Below are 21,633 nucleotides of genomic sequence, written 5' to 3'. Positions count from 1 at the left end.
CGCTTGCGGGGGAGGGCTGGGAGAGGGTGTCTCCGCAGTGGGACTCTCCCAGAGGAGAGAGCCTTTACCCGCGCCTTCGGCGCGACCTCTCCCGCAAGCGGGAGAGGTTGAAGCCAGCCCGCGGCTCATCCTTCGAGACGCTCGCCTTTGGCGGGCCCTCAGGATGAGGACGGAATGCGCGGCAGCACTTTCAACGGGCACGGATGCCGATTAGCCTCATTCTGAGGAGACCGCGGCGCGGTCGTCTCGAAGGACGAGGCGGTTGCTTTGGCCGTCGCCAAGAATTTACATCAACCTAGGTCGATCGGTTCTTGGCCGGCTTCTTCTTGGCCTTGGACGCATTCAACTCCACCGCCGCGCGAATGAGCGCCTTCAACGCCTTCTCGTTGATCTTCTCGCCCTCGCGAATATCGATCGCGCGGCGCACGTTGCCGTCGAGGCTGGAGTTGAATAGCCCCGCGGGATCCTCCAGCGCCGCGCCCTTGGCAAAGGTCATCTTCACCACTTCCTTGTAGGTCTCGCCGGTGCAGATGATGCCGTCGTGCTCCCACACGGGAACGCCGCGCCATTTCCATTCCTCGACGACATCAGGGTCGGCTTCCTTGATCAGGCCACGGATCCGCCCCAGCATCTCACCGCGCCAGTCGGCGAGCTCCTTGATCCTGCCGTCGATCAGCTTGGAGGGGGAGGCCCCATTCGCTTCCTTCGCGCTAGCCTTCTTTGTCGTCACAGCCTTCTTCATCATCTCGCCTCGTTACGCGTTGCTGCGGCTGACATAGGGCCGCGCGAACAGATATAACCCGGTCGCGAGCAACGGAATGAGTGGGACGAGCGCCAGGAAGCCGATCCAGATGGCCTGGACCTGCGTTATCATCGCCACGATGTTCGCGATGACGGCGAGCGTGAAAGCCATCGACAGCCAGCGATGAATCTGCCGAATCCACATCTGCGTGCTCATTGGACCTCTCCTTTGAAAATGATCGGAATGGATGGCGGGGGGCTAGCCTGTCCGCGCCAGTAGCTCATCGAGCTTGGCAAAAAACTGCTTCCAGCCGGCATGCGCGCCACCATAAGCCTGCTTCTGCGTCGGGCTGAAGCCCGCTTGCTCGACGCGCAGATGCGTGCCGGCGCCGGTCGGCGTCAGCGTGAAGGTCACGACGCTTTTCAGGTCGAACGCCGCATCCTCATGCGAGAAATTCCAGGTGTAGGCGAGCCTCTTCTGCGGCTCGATGGTGAGCACCTCGCAGTCGAGCACGCCGCCCCATTCGCCGCGCAGATTGAAGCGATGGCCGACGACCGGCTTGAAGTCGTTCTTCATCAGCCATTCCTCGATCAGATGCGGCTGCGTCAGCGCGCGCCACAGCCGCTCCGCCGGAAAGGCAAATTCGCGTTCGACGACTACGGAGCGTGTTTCAGTCATTGGTCCATCCTCTTCAGGAGATCGTCGAGCGCATCGAGCCGGTTCTGCCAGAAGCCGGCCATCTGGCTGGTCCAGTCGATCAGTGGATTGAGCGCACCGGGCAGCGCGCTGTAATGAGTCTGGCGTCCTTCATGGCGGTCGCGCACGAGGCCGGCCTGCTTCAAGGCGCCGAGATGCTTTGAGACCGCCGGCTGGGACACGCCCGACCGCGCCGTCAGTGCCCCGACCGTCTGCTCGCCCTCCCGGCACAGCCGTTCGAAGATCGCTCGCCGGGTCGGATCGGCGAGTGTCCTGAACAGGAGGTCGTGAGTGGCGGACATGCAAGATACATAACTCATAGGTTATGGATCAACCTCATAACCGGGAAGTTATGGATGAGTCAAGCGCGATGCGAATGAATCGGGAAGGGCGGCCACAAACTCCCCTTACCTCTCCCGCTTGCGGGAGAGGTCGACGCGAAGCGTCGGGTGAGGGTTTCTCCTCTCGGGGAGTCCCACTGCGGCGACACCCTCTCCCCAGCCCTCCCCCGCAAGCGGGGGAGGGAGCGCACCTCCCTTTGCGGCGCCTTACGGCCGCAGGTACAAATACCCCTGCGCCTGCAGCTCAGCCAAACGGACCACGCCGCCGTTCTCCGCGCTGACGAAGCCCGGCAACAACTCCTTCAGTGAGACGTTCTGCGCCTTCATCGTGTTGCCGCAGGCGGCGAGCTCGACGCCGTCCTTGGAGAAGTCACCGACACGCTTGCTGACGTCGGGGTTGGCCTGCGCCGCGTGAAACGCCTTCAGCGCCGGTCCGTGGATCACCAGCGCGATCGTGACATGGTCGGGACCACCGACGCCGTCGATGTGGTTCTGGATGTTGCCGAGCACGAAATTGACCTTCTCGGCGTCGCTGAGGTGATAGGCCACCTTGAGCTTGTTGCCCGCGCTTGCCTCAGTGGCGGCTCGTGCACGCGAGACGCCAAAGGCCGCGCCCAAAGCGGAGACGGCGCTCCACAACATGTTCCGGCGATTCATGGCGATCTCCCTCGACCAAGACTTTGCCGGACACAAATCATTTGTGGCGCAGCGCGGCGAGTTCCTTGCGGTCGGTCACGAGCGAAGCGCACTCGCCGGTGTCGGTGCGGTCGAGGCGGAAGATCTTGTCGTCGGCGCCGGCGACCAGCGATTGCTCCGCCTCGTCATCCGGCTTGTTGTTCTGCCAGACCCTGACCTGTTCGAGCCGGATGATCGCGGACTTGTTGTCCTTGGCGAGCGCCACCTCGATCCCGCCGCCCTCGCAGTCGACGCCACAGCCCATGCGGACCTCGTCCCCCTGACTGAGAAGCACCGCATGACTGCCGCACGAGCCGCTGGAGTCGAAGTCGCCCGAGCGATGGCGATAGCGAAAACCGAGTCGGAAGGAATTGTGCAGCTGCTTGTCCTCCTTGTCGGTTTCCGCCGAAATCAGCAGCTTCATGGAAGCGACTTTCTGCTTGGGATGCCGCGCCAGATGCTCGGCATCGTAGCGGCGGACGAAGCAGGCATAGGCCTTGTCCGCAGGCGCTCCCGCATAGAGCCGCGCATTGAAGGCGTCGGCTTCGGCCTTTGTGGTCTCGCGGACCTTGTCCTCATCGGCGTGGGCGACGCTGGTTAGCGCAGCCAAAGTGAGGGCAGCAAAGATGGAAAGCTTCATGACAACCTCGGGCGCGTGACAACCTTGCCGCAGCAGGACAGAACTCCTGTCCGTTAGACGCAGGCGAGGTGCATCGCGTTCAAGCTTCAGAAGTCGCTTCGTGCGACCATCGCGGCGCCGATTTGGGCCAGTGGGTTCGCGCCGGGCCTTAGTCTTTGATGGGATCAAGAAGGTTCAAGCGGTGCAGCGCCTCGATGCTTCGGAACCCGATGCCGGCGATTGCCGCGACATTGTCTTGGTTCGTCAATGTGATAGCTTTCACAGACGACCGCCTTTGGCGGTCGTAAGCTGGGACTGCCTTGTAAGCTTGTGGAGTCCCCCGCATGGGCGAAATTCGCAACTTCAGATCCGGCAACCAGGATGAGCCGCCTCCACACGGGCCCATGCCTCGCCGTCTTGCGGCGATCATCGTCGGTGACATCGCTTCCTACAGCCGCATCATGCAGGCCGACGAGGAGGGGACGCATGTCCGCGTCAAGCGCATCGAGCGCGATATCATCCAGCCCACCATCATCGAGCACCATGGAAGTCTGGTGAAGACGACGGGCGATGGCTTCATCGCCATTTTCGATAGCCCTGTTGAGGCCGTTCGCTGCAGTATCGTCATCCAGCAGAACCTCATCGGCCGCAACGCCTCGCTTCCGAAACATTCGCGCCTTGAATACCGGATTGGCGTCAATCTCGGCGATGTGATCGTAGAGCCGGACGATGTCTACGGCGATGGCGTCAACATCGCCACCCGCATCGAGGGCATTGCCGAGCCCGGCCAGGTCTATATCTCGGGCGCGATCTACGAGCAGATCAAGCACAAGGTGGTGTGCGGCTATGAGTCGCTCGGGGATCGCAAGGTCAAGAATATCACCGATCCGGTGCGCATCTATCGCGTGCTGCCGGATGCCGATGCGGTCGGCAGGACGCGAAGCCGGCGCGAGAGCGTCCTGCTATTTCTTCTGATCACGGCATTGCTGGTGATTGCCGGCTACGTGCTTTGGTACGTGCTGACGCAGCCCGGCAGGATGGGCGAGCAGGCCGCTACGCCAACCGCTTCCCCGGCCGCGTCACCGATCCCGCAGCCGTCGCCGCGCGAGGCGGCGACGCAGACGCCGCAACCATCTCCGTCATTGGCTTCGGCCCCTCCGTCGCCGTCACCGGTGCCCAGCCCATCGGCGACGCCACCTCGCGAACCCGAGATGATCGGCATTCGCGGCGGCAGCTTCGCGATGGGAAGCAATGACGATCCGACCGAACGGCCTGTCCACCAGGTCTCGATCAAGCCGTTCTCGATCGCAAAATATCCGGTGACGGTGCAGGAATGGAACGAATGCGCCGCCGCCAAGGCGTGCGGATTCATCGCCACCGGCAAGGATGATTCCCCGGTCGGCAATGTGAGCTGGACCGACGCGCAGCAATATGCCGCCTGGCTCGCGCAGGCGACGAAGAAGGCCTACCGGCTTCCGAGCGAAGCCGAATGGGAATATGCCGCCCGCGGCGGAACGCAGACCAAATATTGGTGGGGCGACAAGCTTCAGCCGGGCATGGCCGGGTGCAAGGATTGCGGTGATCTTGCGGCCGAGCAGCCGGCCAAGGTCGGCAGCTTCAAACCCAATCCATTCGGGCTCTACGACATGGGCGGCGGCATCGATCAGTGGGTCGAGGACTGCTGGCACAGGACCTATCAGGGCGCGCCGAGCGACGGCTCGGCGTGGAGCAGCGCGGACTGCAGCTCTCATGTCCTGCGGTCGGGCTCCTGGAAGAACGATTCAAGATATGTCCGGCCGTCAAACCGCGATGGTTACGACACCAATGTCCGTTACCCCACGCATGGATTCCGTGTCGCGCTCAGTCCATAAGTGCTGGAGTAGATTTGATGAAGATCATTTCCTGCGCCGCCCTGGCGGCCGCGATCGCATTGCTCCCGGGCGCGGCCTACTCGCAGGGCAAGAGCGCGCACAAGGACGCCAAGCTCTATTTCATCACGCCGCATGACGGGCAGAAAGTTCGCGGTGGAGTCTGGGTCCGGTTCGGCTTACGCAACATGGGTGTGACGCATGCCGGTGATGACTACCAGAACGCCGGTCATCACCATCTGCTGGTCGACGTCAATGATCCCATCGATCCCAAGGAGCCGATCCCGCAGGACAAGTCGCACCTGCATTTCGGTGCAGGGCAGACTGAAACCATGCTGGACCTTCCGCCGGGCACCCACACGCTGCAGCTGGTGCTCGGTGACGCCAAGCACTATCCGTTCGTTCCGCCGGTCGTGTCGGAGAAGATCACGATCCGCGTCAGGCCGACTGCTTCAGCGCGGAGTAAATGATCACCGCAAGCTGGCGTTGATCTTGTCCAGCACCGCCGAGCCTGGGCAGAGCGCATCCGCTTCCAGCGTGTTAAGCGGCGTCTCGACCGTGTTGAGATGCTCGTGCAGGTCTTCGGCGTCGGGGTCGACATAGAGCAGCCCGGTGACGATCTGCCCCTTGGCGGCGTGCTTTTGCAGGAAGGTCATCGCGCCCAAACGGTCATGCGGATCGTAGTCGGCGTCGATCTTGCGCAGCGCGACCTTGCTGCCGTCGTGCTGTTCCACCACCTGCACCGTGCCCGGCGCATAGTCCACCGCGATAGGATCGCGGCCGACCAGCACGTCGAGCCGGTTCACTGCGTCATTGTGCTCGCGGACATAGTCGAAGCTCTTGGTCGAGCCGGCGTGATTGTTGAAGGCGATGCAGGGGCTGATGACGTCGATGAACGACGCGCCCTTGTGGCGGATCGCCGCCGCAATCAGCGGCACGAGCTGGGTCTTGTCGCCGGAGAAGCTGCGCGCGACGAAGGTGGCACCGAGTTGCAGCGCGATCGCGACGAGGTCGATGGCGTTGTCGGTGTTGGTGACGCCCTTCTTGCTCTTCGAGCCGCGGTCAGCGGTGGCCGAGAACTGACCCTTGGTCAGGCCGTAGACGCCATTGTTCTCGACGATATAGGTCATGTTGACGGCGCGCCGGATCGAATGGGCGAACTGGCCGAAGCCGATCGAGGCGGAATCGCCGTCGCCGGAGACGCCGAGATAGATCAAATCGCGGTTGGCGAGGTTGGCGCCTGTCAGCACGCTGGGCATGCGGCCATGCACCGAGTTGAAGCCGTGTGAGTTGCCGAGGAAATAGTCCGGCGTCTTCGACGAGCAGCCGATGCCGGAGATTTTTGCCACCCGATGCGGCTCGATCGAGAGCTCATAGCAGGCCTCGATGATCGAGGCCGTGATCGAATCGTGGCCGCAGCCGGCGCACAGCGTCGAGATCTTGCCTTCGTAATCGCGGCGGGTATAGCCGAGCTCGTTCTTCTTCAGGCCCGGATGGTGGAATTTCGGTTTTGCGATGTAGGTCATGCGAGCACCTGAAATTTCCGCGGCGTCATGGCCGGGCTTGTCCCGGCCATCCACGTCTTGGCCAGGAGAAAGAAAGGCGTGGATGCCCGGGTCAAGCCCGGGCATGACGGAGGAGAGCGCAAGGTGTTGTTCATGACACGGCCTTGCGGAGCGGGGTCACCTTGAGGTGATCCTGATGGTCGCCAATGGCTTTTGCGATGAAGCGGGCGGTGATCGGGGTGCCGTCGTAATGCACGATCGGCACGAGGCGGACGGGATCGATGCCATTCTCGTTGACGATGAGCTGGCGGAGTTGGCTGTCGCGGTTCTGCTCGACCACATAGACGAAGTCGTGCTCGGCGAGGAAGCTCGCCACGCTAGAGTGGAACGGGAAGGCGCGGATGCGCAGACGGTCGAGCTGGTGCCCGCGCGCTTCCAACAGGCCGACCGCTTCGTCCATCGCCGGTGAGGTCGAGCCGAAATAGATCACGCCATATTTGGTCGGCCGTTCCGCATTGGCCTGCAGCGGGCGCGGCACCAGATCCTGCGCGGTCTCGAACTTGCGCACCAGGCGCTGCATGTTGTCGGCATAGACCGTGCCTTCCTCGGAGTAGCGCGCATAGCGGTCGCGCGAGGTGCCGCGGGTGAAGTAGGAGCCCTTGGTCGGATGCGTGCCGGGATAGGTGCGGTAGGGGATGCCGTCACCGTCGACGTCGAGATAGCGGCCGAAGTCGCGGCCTTCCTCCAGCATCTCCGCCGTCATGATCTTGCCGCGGTCATATTGCCGCGCATCGTCCCACTTCAACGGACGGCAGAGCCGGTGGTTCATGCCGATGTCGAGGTCGAGCATCAGGAAGATGGTGGTTTGCAACCGCTCGGCGAGATCGAACGCGGCAGCGGCGAATTCGAACGCCTCGGCGGGATCTTCGGGGAACAGCAGCACATGCTTGGTGTCGCCGTGCGAAGCATAGGCGCAGGCGATGATGTCGCATTGCTGGGTGCGCGTCGGCATGCCCGTCGAGGGGCCGGCGCGCTGGATGTTCATGATCACGGCCGGGATCTCGGCGAAATAGGAGAGGCCGATGAACTCGGTCATCAAGGAGATGCCGGGGCCCGAGGTCGCGGTGAAGGCGCGGGCGCCGTTCCAGGAGGCACCGATGACGATGCCAATCGAAGCCAGCTCGTCCTCGCCCTGCACGATGGCGTATTTCGCCTTGCCGGTCTCAGGATCGTGGCGGTACTTCTTGCAGTGGGCGGTGAAGGCCTCTGCCACCGACGACGATGGCGTGATCGGATACCAGGCGCACACCGTGGCGCCGCCATAGACCGCGCCGAGCGCGGCGGCGCTGTTGCCCTCGATGAAGATGCGGTCGCCGACCTTGTCGGACTTCTTCACCCTGAGCCCGATCGGGCATTTCAGGTTTTGCAGCGCCCAGTCGCGGCCGAGATGCAGCGCGTGGACGTTGGAGGAGAGCAGCTTCTCTTTGCCCTTGTACTGCTCGCCGATCAGTTGCTCGATCAGCTTCGGATCCATGTCGAGCAGTGCACTGAGGCTACCTAGATAGATGATGTTCTTGAACAGCTGGCGCTGGCGCGGATCGGTATAGGTCGAGTTGGTGATCGCGGTGAGCGGCACGCCAATCACGGTGATGTCGTCGCGGAATTTGGTCGACGGCATCGGCTTGGTGGAATCGTAGAACAAATAGCCGCCGGGCTCGATGCCGGCGACGTCCTTGTCCCAGGTCTGCGGGTTCATCGCCACCATCATGTCGACGCCACCGCGGGCGCCGAGATGGCCCTCTTCGGTCACCCGCACCTCGTACCAGGTCGGCAGGCCCTGGATGTTGGAGGGGAAGATGTTGCGTGGGGACACCGGCACGCCATGGCGCAGGATCGCGCGCGCGAACATCTCGTTGGCGCTGGCCGAGCCCGAGCCGTTGACGTTGGCGAAGCGGACGACGAAGTCGTTTACGCTGCTGAGCGGCTTTTTGTCGGGCATGTCGAACCTGCGTGGGTCATCTCGATGAAATATTTCTGCATGTCCCAGGCGCCGGTGGGACAACGCTCGGCGCACAGCCCGCAATGCAGGCAGACGTCCTCGTCCTTCACCATCACGCGCCCGGTCTTGAGATCCGAGGAGACGTAGAGATCCTGGTCCGGATGCGGCGCGGGCGCCTTCAGGCGCTGGCGCAGGTCGTTCTCCTCGCCGTTGTCAGTGAAGGTGATGCAATCCATCGGGCAGATGTCGGCGCAAGCATCGCACTCGATGCAGAGCGAGGTCGAGAACACGGTCTGGACGTCGCAGTTCAGGCAGCGCTCGGCTTCACCCAGTGCGAGCTTGACGTCGTAGCCGAGCTCGACCTCGGCGCGGATGTCCTTCAGCGCGATGACCTTGTCGCGATGCGGCACCTTGAAGCGCTTGTCGTTGGAGATGTCGTTGTCATAGCTCCATTCGTGGATGCCCATCTTCTGCGAGGAGATTTGCACCTCCGGCAGCGGGCGCTCGGTGATGTCCTCGCCCGAGAGCATCTTGTGGATCGACAGCGCAGCGTCATGGCCGTGCGCGACCGCCCAGATGATGTTCTTCGGCCCGAATGCGGCATCGCCCCCGAAGAACACCTTTGGATTGGTCGACGCGAAGGTCTTGGGATCGACCTTGGGCATGTGCCATTTGTCGAACTCGATGCCGCAATCCTGCTCGATCCAGGGGAAGGCGTTTTCCTGGCCGACCGCGACCAGCACGTCGTCGCATTCGAAGGTCTGGTCGGGCTCGCCTGATGGAACGAGGTTGCGGCGGCCCTTGGCGTCGTATTCGGCCTTCACCTTCTGGAAGGTGATGCCGGTGAGCTTGCCATTGTCGTGGATGAAGGCGACGGGAACGAGGAAGTTGAGGATCGGGATGTCCTCGTGGATCGCGTCCTCCTTCTCCCAGGGCGAGGCCTTCATCTCCTCGAAGCCGGAGCGCACGACGACCTTGACGTCTTCGCCGCCGAGGCGGCGCGCGGTGCGGCAGCAATCCATCGCGGTGTTGCCGCCGCCCAGCACGATCACGCGCTTGCCTATTCCGTCGGTATGGCCGAACGACACCGAGGCCAGCCATTCGATGCCGATATGGATGTTGGCAGCGGCTTCCTTGCGGCCGGGAATGTCGAGCTCGCGGCCGCGCGGCGCGCCGGAGCCGACGAAGATCGCGTCGTACTTCTCCGCGAGCAGCGCCTTCATGCTCTCGATGCGATGGCCGCCCTTGAAGTCGACGCCGAGACCCAGGATGTAGCCGGTCTCCTCGTCGATGACCGAATTGGGCAGGCGGAATTTCGGGATCTGCGAGCGCATCATGCCGCCGGCTTCGGGATCGCCGTCGAACACGGTGCAGTGATAGCCGAGCGGCGCGAGGTCGCGCGCCACCGTCAGCGAGGCCGGACCGCCGCCGACCAGCGCAACGCGCTTGCCGTTCCTCGGCGAGGGGCGCGGCAGGCGCTGCTTGATGTCGTCCTTGAAGTCGGCGGCGACGCGCTTGAGGCGGCAGATTGCGACCGGATTGTCCTCGACACGTCCGCGGCGGCACGCCGGCTCGCAGGGGCGGTCACAGGTGCGTCCCAGGATTCCGGGAAACACGTTCGATTTCCAATTGATCATATAGGCGTCGCTGTAGCGGCCTTGGGCGATCAGTCGGATATATTCGGGAACCGGGGTGTGCGCAGGACAAGCCCACTGGCAATCGACCACTTTGTGAAAGTAGTCGGGGGCCGCAATATCGGTCGGTTTCATTCCTACCCTGTCCGCGCAGGCCCCAAAGACCCCGCGGCCTTTTCTTGAGCTTGGCGAGCGCTTAATGCGCTTCGATCTGGTTTCTGAATGACGTCATTGGGTTAGCTTATTAGAACGGCTCCGAAGTACAACGGCAAATTTGCGCGATCACCGCCTTTCATGGGAGCTACGCGCGCACAGCATTAACGCCGCGCACGATGTGCGTGCGGTGCAGCATATTGCGGTGCGTGTGTGCGCGCTAGCCGCGCGGGATGTCGCTCTTGGCCAAATCCCACATCAGGCAATAGGTGCCGACGGAGATGGGAAGCGGCAAGGGCGCGGCGGCGGGGCCGGTGAAGCGTTCGGCGATGACGGCCGAGACCGCGCCGACATGCGTGCCGTCGATCAGCACGAACCAGTCGTGCGCGCCTTCATTGCGCACCGCCGGAATGTCCGCCGTTGCACCCGACAATTCGGGCTCGCTCTCCAGAAGATGCATGGAGATGATGCCGTCGCGCTGGTCCGGCGCCAGCTTGTCTTGCAATGCATCGCGCCATCGCGCTGCTTGGTCGGGTGTCGGCCGCAGCCGTACCACGCCGAGCGCGGCGCCACGTCCGGTGCCATTGCTGATGGTGACGCGCGCGACGACGCGGAGCATATCCTTGAAACGTGCCATGCATTGCCGCGACCAGTCGGTCGGGCTCGCGAGCCGCGCGCGGTAGGCGGGGCTATCGAGCACGTCGAGCGTGGCGGTCGAATACAGGCAGAGATATTTGGGATTGGCGGCATGCGCGACATAGCGCCGCGCCTCCAGGAATCCGTCGATCGCGACGCGTTCTTCCAGATGCTCGCGATTGTACCAGCGGTTGAAATCGGCCTCATCGGCCGCGTCGATGTTCATCGACGTCAGCAGCATGCCTTTCCCGGCGAGCGGCATTCTTCTTATCCTGTTATCGCGCGGTTTTCGATGCGAGATCCGCGATCGACTTCATGACCGCGTCCCGCACGCCGGCATCATAGAGCGAATGTCCGGCTTCTTCCACGACGCGAAGCTCGGAATCCGGCCAAACCTTCGCGAGTGCCTGCGACGTCTCGGGCGGGCACAACAGATCGTAGCGGCCTTGGACGATGATGCCGGGGATGCCGGCGAGCCGCCCTGCATTGCGCAACAGCTGGTTCTCGGTCATGAAGCTGTCGTTGACGAAATAGTGCGCCTCCATGAACGGTGTCGCAGGCAGCGTGCGCCAGACGTTCAGCGAGGCCAGGTCCAGCCGCGTCTTGGCGGGCTTGTGCTCGGACAAGGTGCGCTCGGTGTCGTGCCAGGCCCGCGCGGCGGGGCCGTGCACGGCCGGGTCGCTATCGAGGATGCGGCGCCAATAGGCCTCCACCGGCCGCGTCCGCTCCTCTAGCGGCAGCACGCTGAGAAAATCCTCGTACAGCGCGGGATAGAATTGCGACAGGCGCGAGGTGAACGCCGTCTCGACCTCCGCCCGCGTGCCGAGAAACGTTGCGCGCAGCGCGATGCCGGAGACGCGCTCGGGATGCGCCTCTGCATAAGCCAGCGCCAGCGTCGCGCCCCAGGAGCCACCGACCACCATCCAGCGCTGGAAGCCAAACTTGTCGCGGATCTTCTCCATGTCCGCGATGAGGTGCGCCGTGGTGTTGTGCTCGCGCGATCCCTTCGGACGGCTGCGGCCGCAGCCGCGCTGGTCGAACAACACGGCACAGAAGCGATCAGGATCGAACAGGCGGCGATGGTCGGGCTGGCAGCCGCTGCCAGGCCCGCCATGCAGATAGATCGCGGGGATGCCGTCGGCGCGGCCGATGCTTTCGACATAGAGCTCAAAGCCGTCGCCGACATCGAGCATGTCGGAGGTCAGCGGCGCAAACGGATCGGCCCGCCTGATCGAGCTGGCCGCGTCGGCGTCAGGTCCCATTCTCGGATTCCAGAGTGCCGCCGGCGAAGTTGCGATAGAGGAAGCGGTTGGTCTCGCCCTCGGCCTCGCGCTCGGCCTGCTTGAAGATGGTCTCGTGCAGCGGCGACAGCGCGCAGGCTGGATCTGTGTTGGCGGCATCGCCCGTCAGCGCGAAGGCTTGGCAGCGGCAGCCGCCGAAATCGATCTCGCGGAATTCGCAAGACTTGCACGGCTCCTTCATCCAGCCGGTGCCGCGATAGCGGTTGAAGGCGTCGGAGTTCTGCCAGATCCAGGCAATCGAGTGATTGGAGCGCACGGATTCGAACTCGAGCCCGGTGATGCTCTCGGCGGCGTGGCAGGGCAGCACCTTGCCGGCGGGCGAGATGTTGAAGAACTGCCGGCCCCAGCCGCCCATGCACTTCTTCGGCCGCAGCGCGTAATAGTCGGGAACGACGTAGTCGATCGCGAGTGTCCCCTTCAGCCGTTCGCGCGCCTCCTCGACGAGGCGGGTGCATTCGTCGAGCTGCGCCACCGTCGGCATCAGCGCGGCGCGATTCTTCAGCGCCCAGCCGTAATATTGCACGTTGGCGACCTCGAGCCGGTCGGCATCGAGATCGACCGCCATCTGGATGATGTCGGGGAGCTGGTGCAGGTTCTGCCGATGCATCACCGCGTTCACGGTGAGCGGCAAATCGAGCTCGCGCGTCCATCTGGCGACTTCGAGCTTCTTGCGGTGACCGTTTTTGTAACCGGCGACGCGATCGGCAAGGCCCTCTTCAACGCCCTGGAAGCTGATCTGGACGTGGCAGAGCCCGGCATCCGCAAGATCGCTGAGCTTGTCGCGCGTCAGCAGCACGGCCGAGGTGATCAGGTTGGTATAGAGGCCGGCGTCGCTGGCGTGCTTGACCAACTCGACCAGGTCCTTCCGCGCCGTCGGCTCGCCGCCGGAGAAATGCACCTGGAGCACGCCGATCTCGGCGAGCTCGCTCAGCACCTTCTTCCATTCCTCTGTCGTGAGCTCCTTGCTCGAGCGGTCGAGCTCGACCGGGTTGGAGCAATAGGGGCATTGCAGCGGGCAGCGATGGGTGATTTCGAGCAGCACGGCGAGCGGAATGCCGAAGGTCTCGGCCGTCGAGCGCTGCTTCTCCAGCACCGCGAGGCTGTCGCTGACATCTGGCGGGATGGTGGGATTGCCGAGCACATCGCTCATGACGTCTTCTCCCGGGCCTCCGTGAGAAAGCCCTTGTCGGCGAGATCCTGCAGCATGACGATGACGTCGGCGAGGATCGCCTCGCGCGGCGCGGCGTATTTCGCCGCCAGCTGATCGGCGACGTCGCCGACATTGCGCTGGCCGTCGCAGAGCTGCAAGACCTCGACCGCGATCTCGTCCGGGGCCAGCACCCGTTCTGGCGCCAGGATCACCCAGACTTGTCGCGTCTCGTCGTATTTCAGCTTGGCATGCCGCGGCAGCACGGGGCGGCTTGCCTCGCTGACGCTGATGTTCCGCGGCCCGGCCATTGCTGTTCCTCGTTAGCTCGCCTTCTTAGTTTTCTTTGGGCACGAAGGCGCCCGGCGGAATGTGACCCTCGACATAGGCGTGTTGGAGTGCGTCCAGCTGCACCCACAGCACGTTGGTCTTGAAGATCAGCGCGTTGCACACCTGCGCGCGCTGCTCCGGCGTCGTGGCATGCGCCTTGACATAGTCGAGCGCAAAGCCGGCATCGCGCGGCGCCTGGGTCAGGCGTCGCTTGAAGTAGCTCATGATGTCGGGGTTGACGAAGTCGTAATGCGCCAGCATGCCCGAGATGCGCTCTTCGTGCAGGTTCGGCGCGAACAACTCGGTGAGCGAGGAGGCGATCGCCTCCAGCGGGCTCTTCTCGCGGCAGTAATGGACATAGGCTTCGACCGCAAAGCGCGTCGCCGGCAGGATGCCCTCGGTCGATTCCACGTAAGCCGTGTCGAGGCCCAGGCCTTCGGTCAGTTTCAGCCAGCGCTCGATGCCGCCCTCGCTTCCGACGTCGCCGTCATGGTCCTCGATGCGGTGGCGCCATTCCAGGCGCGTGGCGCGGTCGCGGAAGCGCGAGATGACGACCGCGTCCTTGATCGGGATCGTGCTCTGGTAATAGTAGCGGTTCAGCGCCCAGGCCTGCACCTGACCCTTGTTCAGCTTGCCGCCATGCAGCAGCTTATGGAACGGATGCAGGCTGTGATAGCGCGTCGCCCCGATATGGCGCAGCGTCGCCTCGAGCTCCTCGGCGCTAGTGAGCTTGATGTCCTTGCCGATCGAGAGCGCGGTTATTCCTGTCAGTGACGCGGCATTCACAGCACAATCTCCGTTCCATCCGCGGGTATCTGCCAGCCCGCCTCTTCAGTGGCTTTCCGCTCGGGTGAAGCGGGCAGCAGCGCCGGATTCGAGTTATTGATATGCAGAAAAATCTTCCTGTCGATAGTGAGGTCAGCCAGCCGCGCGATCGCGCCGTCGGCGCCGGACATCGCGACATGGCCCATGCTCTTGCCGGTCTTGTGGCCGAGCCCGGCCCTGATCATCTCGTCGTCGCGCCAGACCGTGCCGTCGAAGAACACCAGCGCCGCGCCGTCGATCTCGGCCTTGAGCGCATCGGTGACCTCGGCGCAGGCCGCGATGAAATAGAAGCACTTGCCGCTTGTCTTGTCGGTGATCTTCAGGCCCAGCGTATCGCCGTCGCCGGTCTCTCCGCCAGGATGGGCCTTGCCTTCCAGATACCAGGCCGACTTGCCCGGCACCGCAAACGGCAGCACCTCGATCCCTGAACGCGCGCCGTCCGGCAGTCGCGGCTCGAACGGCTCGCCGATGTCGGTCGGCTGGCGCCGTACGTTCTTCTCGTTCAGCACGTTGAAGATGCTGTTGCTCTTCAGGATCGCCAGCACCTTCTCATGCGCGTAAATCGTGAAGGGCGAGCCCTCGCGCATCGACAGCAGGCCTGCGACCGCGTCCACTTCGCCGTTGGTCAGGATCACGCCGGCAATCGGCGTATGGCGCAGCGCGCCCGCCTTCGGGTGCAGCTGCGGCGTGGCGTTCAATTGCTGGCGAAGGTCGGGGGAGGCGTTGATCAGGAACCAGTGCTCGCCGTCGCCGCTGAAGGCGACCGACGCCTGTGTTCGCAAGAGGTTATGGCCGCTGGCACGGGCCGCTCGGCAGCCCTCGCAGCCGCAATTCCATTGCGGCACTCCGCCGCCGGCTGCGGCGCCCAGGACGACGACGCGAAGCATGATCCGTCTCCTGGAGGGAACATACCCGGTGGATCTCAAGCCGACGCAAATGCCGACACAGATTCTTTCTTTCGGCAACGCGTCGTGACTGAAAGATCCACCGGCGCAGAACGCGAAATCGCCCGCCGCTTACTTGCGGGTGGCGCTCACATACATGTTGATTTCCATGCCGCAGGGCACTTCGACGATCTTCGGGGCTTTCCAGGCCATTTGGCTCTCCATTTTCGCGAAACCGGACGTATCCGCCCGCGCTCAAGTTAATGCGGGCGGAGAAGTTCGCCAGTGAAATTTTCCCGACCAAGGTAGTAGGCCGGCGGAATTGTTGCGCTGCAAAGAGAGCATATTGCCGCCGCAAGATCAGCTACTGACAGACGCAAAAAAACGCCGATAGGTCGTGATCCCTGTCGGGATAAAGCAGTTGTGAGTATAGAACGGCTTCCAATCGGCTACAGGCGACCCCATTGGATCAGGCATGCCCAGATATTTCTTCAACACCCGTATCGGCGACGAACTGATCGTGGATCCTGACGGCGAGGATCTGCGCAACCCCGATCGCGCGTGGGAGGTCGCCCGCCAGATGATCCTGGAGGTGGTGAAGTCGGAGGGCGCCCAGCCGGCCCTGCTCGAGGCCGTCATCGAGGTGACCGACGATGACGGGGAGATCGTGCTGGAGTTTCCCTTCACCGAGGCGCTCCTGGACATGCCGGACCAGTCCGCGACAAGGCATTGAGGCCCGCGGACGGGTAAGGGGCGCGCAGCTCCCTCCACGTCATTGCGAGCGTAGCGAAGCAATCCAGAATCCCTCGGCGGAGGCAGTCTGGATTGCTTCGTCGCAAGGGCTCCTCGCAATGACGGAGAATGAGGCACCACTCCGGCACCAAACCCGCCCTTCCTCCCTGCGAAATCCGCATGGCTTTGCCGCGGTCCCGGCGCTAAAAGACGCCGGTCATACGGAGCAAGCCATGCAAGATCTCTGGCGCCTGTCGGCCGCCGACCTCGCCACCCTCGTCAAGTCCAAAAAGGTGTCCGCCAGGGAGGCCGCCAAGGCCGGTCTCGCCCGCCTGGACGCCGTCAATCCCGCGCTCAACGCGGTGATCGACCACCGGCCGGACGACGTGTTCAAGCAGGCTGACGCCGTCGACGCCGCCATCGCGCGGGGCGAGGACCCCGGCGTGCTCGCGGGCGTGCCCGTCACCATCAAGGCGAATGTCGACCAGGAGGGCTTTGCCACCACCAACGGCCTGAAACTCCAGCGCGACTTGATCGCGCGCGAGGACAACCCGGTGGTCGCCAATTTCCGCAAAGCCGGCGCCATCCTGCTCGGCCGCACCAATTGTCCGGCCTTCTCCTACCGCTGGTTCACCACCAATCTGATCCATGGCGACACCAAGAACCCCCGCGATGCTTCGCTGACCCCCGGCGGCTCCTCCGGCGGCGCCGGCTCGGCGGTCGCGGCCGGCATCGGCCATATCGCGCATGGCACCGACATTGCCGGCTCGATCCGCTATCCCGCCTATGCCTGCGGCGTGCACGGCCTGCGCCCGACGCTCGGCCGCATTCCCGCTTTCAATCCCGCGCTGCCGGAGCGCCCGATCGGGCCGCAGATCATGGCGGTCTCTGGCCCGCTGGCGCGCACCGTCAACGACTTGCGCATCTCGCTCGCCGCGATGTCGGCCCGCGACATCCGCGATCCCTGGTTCGTGCCGGTGCCGCTGGAAGGCCCCGCACGGCCGAAGCGTGCCGCGCTCTGTCTCAATCCGGGCGGCCTTGCCACCACGCCGGAGGTGAAGGCGGCGGTGAGCGATGCCGGCAAGCGGCTGGAGCGCGCGGGCTGGACCGTCGACATCATCGAGGATACGCCGCCGACGCGCGAGGCGGTCGAGTGGCAGATCAAGCTGTGGCTCGGCGACGGCTACGAGGCGCAGCTGGAGGCGGCCGAGCGCGAGGGCGATCCCGGCGCGCTGGCGTGCCTACGCGGCAACCGCAGCAGGGTCACGCCGATGGACCAGGCGAATTACGCGAAGGCGCTGACCCGCCGCGCGACGCTAACCCGCGAATGGATGCTGTTCTTCGAAAAATATGCCGTGCTGCTGACGCCGGTCTCCGGCGAACTGCCGTTCCCCGATCATCTCGACCTCAAGGATGACGCGTCTTTCAAGCGCGTCTGGGAAGCGCAGCTGCCGCAGATTGCGATTCCCTTCATGGGCTTGCCGGGGCTCGTGGTCTCCACCGGTCTCGTCGGCAAGGCGCCGGTCGGCGTGCACATCGTCTCCGGCCGCTACCGGGAGGATCTGTGCTTGCTCGCAGGCGAAGCGATCGAGGCCGGCGGCGTGCCGCCGTCGCCGATCGATCCCGTGGGCTAGCGATGGCCGCCATCTACGACTTCAAGGCCAACTCGCTCGCCGGCGAGGAAGTGCCGATGCGCCGTTTCGAGGGACAGGTGCTGCTGATCGTCAACACCGCGAGCAAATGCGGCTTCACGCCGCAATATCGCGGCCTCGAGGATCTCTATCGCGATCTGTCGCCGCGCGGCTTCTCGGTGCTCGGCTTTCCCTGCAACCAGTTCGGCGCGCAGGAGCCGGGACAGGCGGACGAGATCCAGGCGTTCTGTTCGACCAATTACGACGTCACCTTTCCGCTGTTCGAGAAGATCGACGTCAACGGCGCCAACGCACACCCTCTGTATGAGTACCTGAAACGGCAGCAATCCGGGCTCTTGGGCGCCTCCATCAAATGGAATTTCACCAAATTCCTGGTGGACCGTGCCGGCAAGGTGGTCGCGCGCTACGCGCCGACCGCGCGGCCCGAAGGATTGCGCAATCAAATCGAAACACTGCTGTGAGCGAAACAATCATGAGCGACGAATTTCCGGACCGCCTGTCGGTCGATCCGAACAGCCCCTATTACAACGCGGACATCCTGGCGCGCGACGTCGGCATCCGCTTCAAGGGCATCGAGAAGACCAATGTCGAGGAATACTGCATCAGCGAAGGCTGGGTCCGCGTCACCGCCGGCAACGCCAAGGATCGCTACGGCAACCCGCTGACCATCAAGGTGCATGGTCCCGTCGAGCCGTATTTCAGGGATAAGAAATAGTTTGAGCTGAGCGCGCGCCGCTCTCTCCTCGTCATTGCGAGGAGCCCTTGCGACGAAGCAATCCAGAGTCCTTCCGCGGGTAGCAGCCTGGATTGCTTCGCTTCTCTCGCAATGACGAAAGTGAAAGGCCAACCCCATGTCCGTCCGCATCGTCGACGTCCGCGAAATCACCAAACCGATCTCCTCGCCGATCCGCAACGCCTATATCGACTTCACCAAGATGACGACGAGCCTGGTCGCCGTCGTCACCGACGTGGTGCGCGATGGCAAGCGCGTCGTCGGCTACGGCTTCAACTCCAACGGCCGCTACGGGCAGGGCGGCCTGATCCGCGAGCGCTTTGCCGCGCGCATTCTCGAAGCTGATCCGAACTCGCTGCTCGATGCCGCCGGCGACAATCTCGACCCCGACAAGGTCTGGGCCGCGATGATGACCAACGAGAAGCCGGGCGGCCATGGCGAGCGCTCGGTCGCGGTTGGCACCATCGATATGGCGGTGTGGGACGCGGTGGCGAAGATCGCGGGCAAGCCGCTGTTTCGCCTGCTTGCCGAGCGGCACGGCGTGACCGCCAATCCGCGCGTGTTCGTCTATGCCGCCGGCGGCTATTACTATCCCGGCAAAGACCTCTCGATGCTGCGCGGCGAGATGCGCGGCTATCTCGACCGCGGCTACAAGGTCGTGAAGATGAAGATCGGCGGTGCGCCGATCGAGGAGGACCGCACCCGCATCGAGGCGGTGCTGAAGGAGATCGGCAAGGATGCGCAGCTCGCCGTCGACGCCAACGGCCGCTTCAACCTCGAGACCGGCATCGCCTACGCAAAAATGCTGCGCGACTATCCCTTGTTCTGGTACGAGGAGGTCGGCGATCCCCTCGACTACGCACTACAAGCCGCGCTCGCCGAGTTCTATCCCGGCCCAATGGCAACCGGCGAAAACCTGTTCAGCCACCAGGACGCCCGCAACCTGATCCGCTACGGCGGCATGCGCCCCGATCGCGACTGGTTGCAATTCGACTGCGCGCTGTCCTACGGCCTGTGCGAATACCAGCGCACGCTGGAAGTCCTGAAGACCTACGGCTGGTCGCCCAGCCGCTGCATCCCGCATGGCGGCCACCAGATGTCGCTCAACATTGCAGCCGGCCTCGGCCTCGGCGGCAATGAGAGCTACCCTGACCTGTTCCAGCCCTATGGCGGCTTCCCGGACGGCGTCCGCGTCGAGAACGGCCACATCACCATGCCCGAGCTGGCAGGCATCGGCTTCGAGGGCAAATCCGATCTCTACAAGGAAATGAAGGCGCTGGCGGAGTAGCCCGCCTGGTCGCCACACACTCCGTCATTGCGAGCGCAGCGAAGCAATCCAGAGTTTTTCCGCGCAGGCAGTCTGGATTGCCTCGTCGCGAGAGCTCCTCGCAATGACGATGGAAAGAGCGAGCGCGACTGCGGACGCCTTGGTCCGCGGCGAACGGCAGGTTGAGATACACGAGCTGCTGCAACACACTCCGCCATTGCGAGCGCAGCGAAGCAATCCAGAGGCTTTCTGCGGAGGCAGTCTGGATTGCTTCGTCGCATCAGCGCAAAATTGCTGCGCAATTTTGTCGCGAGCTCCTCGCAATGACGGTGGCGCGAGCAAGCGCCCCTTACGACAACCGCATATCCAAGAGCCGCCGTCCTTCGCCCTTCAGCAGCTTCTTCACCGCGCTGGACGCCACGACCTCGCCGTCGTTGGCGTAGGCTTCGTGGTTCTTCTCGATGTCGTCGAGGCGGTAGAGGTAGTTGACCATGACACCGGCAGACTCGCGCATGCCCTTCGGTGAGAGGTCCCCTAGCCAGTTGATGCGCTCGAGCCGGGCGCCGTTGCCGAGATGGAAGCGGGCGACGGAGTCGATCAGCTTGCCCTTCGGCGTGCGTGCCTTCAGGAAATAGTACGCCGCGAGCGGCTCCAGCAAGCTGCGGAGCAGCGCTGTCGTCTCGGGATGCTCGAACCATTTGGGATCGTCGAGACGCTTCAGCGTCTCGCAGTCCTCGTCCGACAGCGGCAGGTCCTTGTCCTGCTTCACCCATTGCATGAAGCCCGGAACCGGCGAGAGCGTCACGAAGGTGTCGAGCTTCGGCAGCTCGCGGCGCAGCTCCTCGACCACCTGCTTGATCAGGAAGCTGCCGAACGAGATGCCGCCAAGGCCACGCTGGGTGTTGGAGATCGAATAGAACACGGCAGTGCGCGCGCGCTCGATCGGCAGATGTTGGCGGTCCACCGCGAGCAGCGGCGCAATCGCACCGGGGATGGTCTCGGTCAGCGCCACCTCGACGAAGATCAGGGGCTCGTCGACCATCGCAGGGTGGAAGAAGGCGTAGCAGCGGCGGTCGACCGGATCGATGCGGCGGCGCAGATCGTCCCAGTCGGAGATCTCATGCACGGCTTCGTAACGGATGATCTTTTCGAGGATGTTGGCCGGGGTTGACCAGTCGATCCTGCGCAGCACGAGAAACCCCCTGTTGAACCACGAAGAGAGAAGATGCGAGACGTCGCGATCGAGCGCAGCGAGATCGGTGTGCCCGTTCATCATGCCGAGCAAATCGGCCCGCATGCTGACGAGGTCGCCGGTGCCGCCCGGCGCGCGGTTGAGGCGGCGGATCAGCTCCTGCCGTCGCGGCTCGGAAGCGAAATGCAGCGAGCTCGCGTCCTCGTCGGTGGGCTGGGCGCGCCATTTCTCGATCGCCTTGGACAGCCGCTCCCGATCGGGGCCGAAATCGCGCACCAGCGCCTCGAAGAAAGCGCGGCGTCCGGCCGCATCCAGCTCCTGGTAGAGATCGAGCACCTCGCGCGCCATCGCCGTGCCCGAGGCTTCGCCCCGGCCCGAGAGCAGCGCGTCGCAAAGCGCCATCAGCCCGGCGGCGTCTGGTTTGGTATCCGAGCCGTCGCCGCGCCGAAGCAGCGTGCGGCCGCGCTCGGAGATGGTGGCGAGCAGGTCGGAGAAGAAGGCGTTGGCCATCTGGACTTTTCGATTCCGGTTTGTGCGATGCGGAAGCTTACATGGGATTTAGGCGGAAGCCGATGACAATCAAGCAGGGGAATGCGGCATCTTTAGTTGGGCTGTGCGTTTCGAGAATGCTGTCATGCCCCGCGAGGGTTGTGTGACGCCACGCAACGCGCTGTCATGCCCCGGCTTGACCGGGCATCCAGT

General features: G+C 63.9%; 24 protein-coding genes. 7 read left to right on the top strand and 17 right to left on the bottom strand.

Translation table 11 applies throughout. The features are described 5' to 3' along the window. Positions 1–295: 295 nt before the first annotated feature. The 6 genes from ACNJX8_RS35055 to ACNJX8_RS35030 all read right to left on the bottom strand — a co-directional run bounded on the left by ACNJX8_RS35055 (position 296) and on the right by ACNJX8_RS35030 (position 3,094). The gene (locus ACNJX8_RS35055) at positions 296–742 is read right to left on the bottom strand and encodes a DUF1801 domain-containing protein (protein ID WP_439362022.1); all 447 of its coding nucleotides are present in this window, start codon (positions 740–742) and stop codon (positions 296–298) included. Positions 743–754: 12 nt separating this feature from the next. Further along, entirely contained in the window at positions 755–958 is a 204-nt protein-coding gene (locus tag ACNJX8_RS35050) for a hypothetical protein (RefSeq protein WP_439358419.1), read from the bottom strand. A 42-nt stretch (positions 959–1,000) separates the two neighbouring features. Then, positions 1,001–1,420, bottom strand: coding sequence for an SRPBCC family protein (locus ACNJX8_RS35045; RefSeq protein WP_439358417.1), 420 nt, complete (start codon positions 1,418–1,420; stop codon positions 1,001–1,003). Next, positions 1,417–1,740, bottom strand: a complete 324-nt coding sequence (locus ACNJX8_RS35040; protein WP_439358415.1) for an ArsR/SmtB family transcription factor — start codon at positions 1,738–1,740, stop codon at positions 1,417–1,419. The genes ACNJX8_RS35045 and ACNJX8_RS35040 overlap by 4 nt, the downstream gene beginning before the upstream one ends. A 246-nt stretch (positions 1,741–1,986) precedes the next feature. After that, a complete protein-coding gene (locus tag ACNJX8_RS35035) occupies positions 1,987–2,436 on the bottom strand; it encodes a DsrE family protein (RefSeq protein ID WP_439358413.1) in 450 nt (149 codons plus the stop codon). A gap of 37 nt (positions 2,437–2,473) precedes the next feature. Beyond that, positions 2,474–3,094 carry a hypothetical protein gene (locus ACNJX8_RS35030; RefSeq protein ID WP_439358412.1) on the bottom strand — a complete coding sequence of 207 codons (621 nt, stop codon included), beginning with the start codon at positions 3,092–3,094 and terminating at the stop codon, positions 2,474–2,476. A 323-nt stretch (positions 3,095–3,417) separates the two neighbouring features. Between ACNJX8_RS35030 and ACNJX8_RS35025 the strand changes: the two genes are divergently transcribed. Together ACNJX8_RS35025 and ACNJX8_RS35020 are read left to right on the top strand one after the other, a co-directional pair. Further along, positions 3,418–4,944 carry an SUMF1/EgtB/PvdO family nonheme iron enzyme gene (locus tag ACNJX8_RS35025; protein ID WP_439358410.1) on the top strand — a complete coding sequence of 509 codons (1,527 nt, stop codon included), beginning with the start codon at positions 3,418–3,420 and terminating at the stop codon, positions 4,942–4,944. 17 nt (positions 4,945–4,961) lie between these two features. Further along, on the top strand, positions 4,962–5,411 hold the full coding sequence (locus tag ACNJX8_RS35020) for a DUF4399 domain-containing protein (RefSeq protein WP_439358408.1): 450 nt from the start codon (positions 4,962–4,964) through the stop codon (positions 5,409–5,411). Here the strand turns inward: ACNJX8_RS35020 and ACNJX8_RS35015 are convergent, their stop codons facing one another. The 10 genes from ACNJX8_RS35015 to pqqA form a co-directional block, all read right to left on the bottom strand. After that, on the bottom strand, positions 5,412–6,467 hold the full coding sequence (locus ACNJX8_RS35015; protein ID WP_128936150.1) for a 2-oxoacid:ferredoxin oxidoreductase subunit beta: 1,056 nt from the start codon (positions 6,465–6,467) through the stop codon (positions 5,412–5,414). 130 nt (positions 6,468–6,597) lie between these two features. Beyond that, positions 6,598–8,445, bottom strand: coding sequence for a 2-oxoacid:acceptor oxidoreductase subunit alpha (locus ACNJX8_RS35010; protein WP_164939498.1), 1,848 nt, complete (start codon positions 8,443–8,445; stop codon positions 6,598–6,600). Continuing rightward, the gene (locus ACNJX8_RS35005) at positions 8,415–10,214 is read right to left on the bottom strand and encodes an FAD-dependent oxidoreductase (protein ID WP_439358406.1); all 1,800 of its coding nucleotides are present in this window, start codon (positions 10,212–10,214) and stop codon (positions 8,415–8,417) included. Before ACNJX8_RS35005 ends, ACNJX8_RS35010 begins: the two co-directional genes overlap by 31 nt. Before the next feature lie 238 nt (positions 10,215–10,452). Continuing rightward, complete coding sequence (locus ACNJX8_RS35000; protein WP_439358404.1) at positions 10,453–11,130, bottom strand: hypothetical protein; 678 nt, start codon at positions 11,128–11,130, stop codon at positions 10,453–10,455. A gap of 13 nt (positions 11,131–11,143) precedes the next feature. After that, positions 11,144–12,130, bottom strand: coding sequence for a prolyl aminopeptidase (gene pip, locus ACNJX8_RS34995; RefSeq protein WP_439358403.1), 987 nt, complete (start codon positions 12,128–12,130; stop codon positions 11,144–11,146). Beyond that, positions 12,120–13,319 carry a pyrroloquinoline quinone biosynthesis protein PqqE gene (pqqE, locus tag ACNJX8_RS34990; RefSeq protein ID WP_439358401.1) on the bottom strand — a complete coding sequence of 400 codons (1,200 nt, stop codon included), beginning with the start codon at positions 13,317–13,319 and terminating at the stop codon, positions 12,120–12,122. The genes pip and pqqE overlap by 11 nt, the downstream gene beginning before the upstream one ends. Beyond that, a complete protein-coding gene (gene pqqD / locus ACNJX8_RS34985) occupies positions 13,316–13,627 on the bottom strand; it encodes a pyrroloquinoline quinone biosynthesis peptide chaperone PqqD (RefSeq protein ID WP_128945754.1) in 312 nt (103 codons plus the stop codon). Before pqqD ends, pqqE begins: the two co-directional genes overlap by 4 nt. Before the next feature lie 25 nt (positions 13,628–13,652). Beyond that, positions 13,653–14,432: a pyrroloquinoline-quinone synthase PqqC gene (gene pqqC, locus ACNJX8_RS34980; RefSeq protein ID WP_439358399.1), complete on the bottom strand. Its 780-nt coding sequence runs from the start codon at positions 14,430–14,432 to the stop codon at positions 13,653–13,655. Beyond that, complete coding sequence (gene pqqB / locus ACNJX8_RS34975; RefSeq protein ID WP_439358397.1) at positions 14,429–15,358, bottom strand: pyrroloquinoline quinone biosynthesis protein PqqB; 930 nt, start codon at positions 15,356–15,358, stop codon at positions 14,429–14,431. Before pqqB ends, pqqC begins: the two co-directional genes overlap by 4 nt. Positions 15,359–15,487: 129 nt before the next feature. Beyond that, on the bottom strand, positions 15,488–15,568 hold the full coding sequence (gene pqqA / locus ACNJX8_RS34970) for a pyrroloquinoline quinone precursor peptide PqqA (RefSeq protein ID WP_007595659.1): 81 nt from the start codon (positions 15,566–15,568) through the stop codon (positions 15,488–15,490). 262 nt (positions 15,569–15,830) lie between these two features. Here pqqA and ACNJX8_RS34965 point away from each other — a divergent pair, with 262 nt between their 5' ends. From ACNJX8_RS34965 to tarD, 5 genes are all read left to right on the top strand, one after another. After that, complete coding sequence (locus ACNJX8_RS34965; RefSeq protein WP_124162551.1) at positions 15,831–16,088, top strand: DUF6894 family protein; 258 nt, start codon at positions 15,831–15,833, stop codon at positions 16,086–16,088. 232 nt (positions 16,089–16,320) lie between these two features. Beyond that, positions 16,321–17,721 (top strand): amidase family protein, encoded by a 1,401-nt coding sequence (locus ACNJX8_RS34960; protein ID WP_439358395.1) that lies wholly within the window; start codon positions 16,321–16,323, stop codon positions 17,719–17,721. Positions 17,722–17,723: 2 nt separating this feature from the next. Next, positions 17,724–18,200 carry a glutathione peroxidase gene (locus ACNJX8_RS34955; RefSeq protein ID WP_439358393.1) on the top strand — a complete coding sequence of 159 codons (477 nt, stop codon included), beginning with the start codon at positions 17,724–17,726 and terminating at the stop codon, positions 18,198–18,200. 11 nt (positions 18,201–18,211) lie between these two features. Beyond that, positions 18,212–18,454: a DUF3297 family protein gene (locus tag ACNJX8_RS34950; RefSeq protein WP_035730878.1), complete on the top strand. Its 243-nt coding sequence runs from the start codon at positions 18,212–18,214 to the stop codon at positions 18,452–18,454. A 136-nt stretch (positions 18,455–18,590) separates the two neighbouring features. After that, complete coding sequence (gene tarD / locus ACNJX8_RS34945) at positions 18,591–19,760, top strand: D(-)-tartrate dehydratase (RefSeq protein WP_439358391.1); 1,170 nt, start codon at positions 18,591–18,593, stop codon at positions 19,758–19,760. Between the two features lie 328 nt (positions 19,761–20,088). Here the strand turns inward: tarD and ACNJX8_RS34940 are convergent, their stop codons facing one another. Then, the gene (locus tag ACNJX8_RS34940; RefSeq protein ID WP_249757857.1) at positions 20,089–21,441 is read right to left on the bottom strand and encodes a malonyl-CoA decarboxylase; all 1,353 of its coding nucleotides are present in this window, start codon (positions 21,439–21,441) and stop codon (positions 20,089–20,091) included. Between the last annotated feature and the right edge of the window lie 192 nt (positions 21,442–21,633).

The sequence above is a fragment of the Bradyrhizobium sp. SPXBL-04 genome (assembly GCF_051853035.1).
GTDB classification, from domain to species: Bacteria; Pseudomonadota; Alphaproteobacteria; order Rhizobiales; family Xanthobacteraceae; genus Bradyrhizobium; species Bradyrhizobium zhanjiangense.
This window is presented reverse-complemented; position numbering and strand designations above follow the sequence as displayed.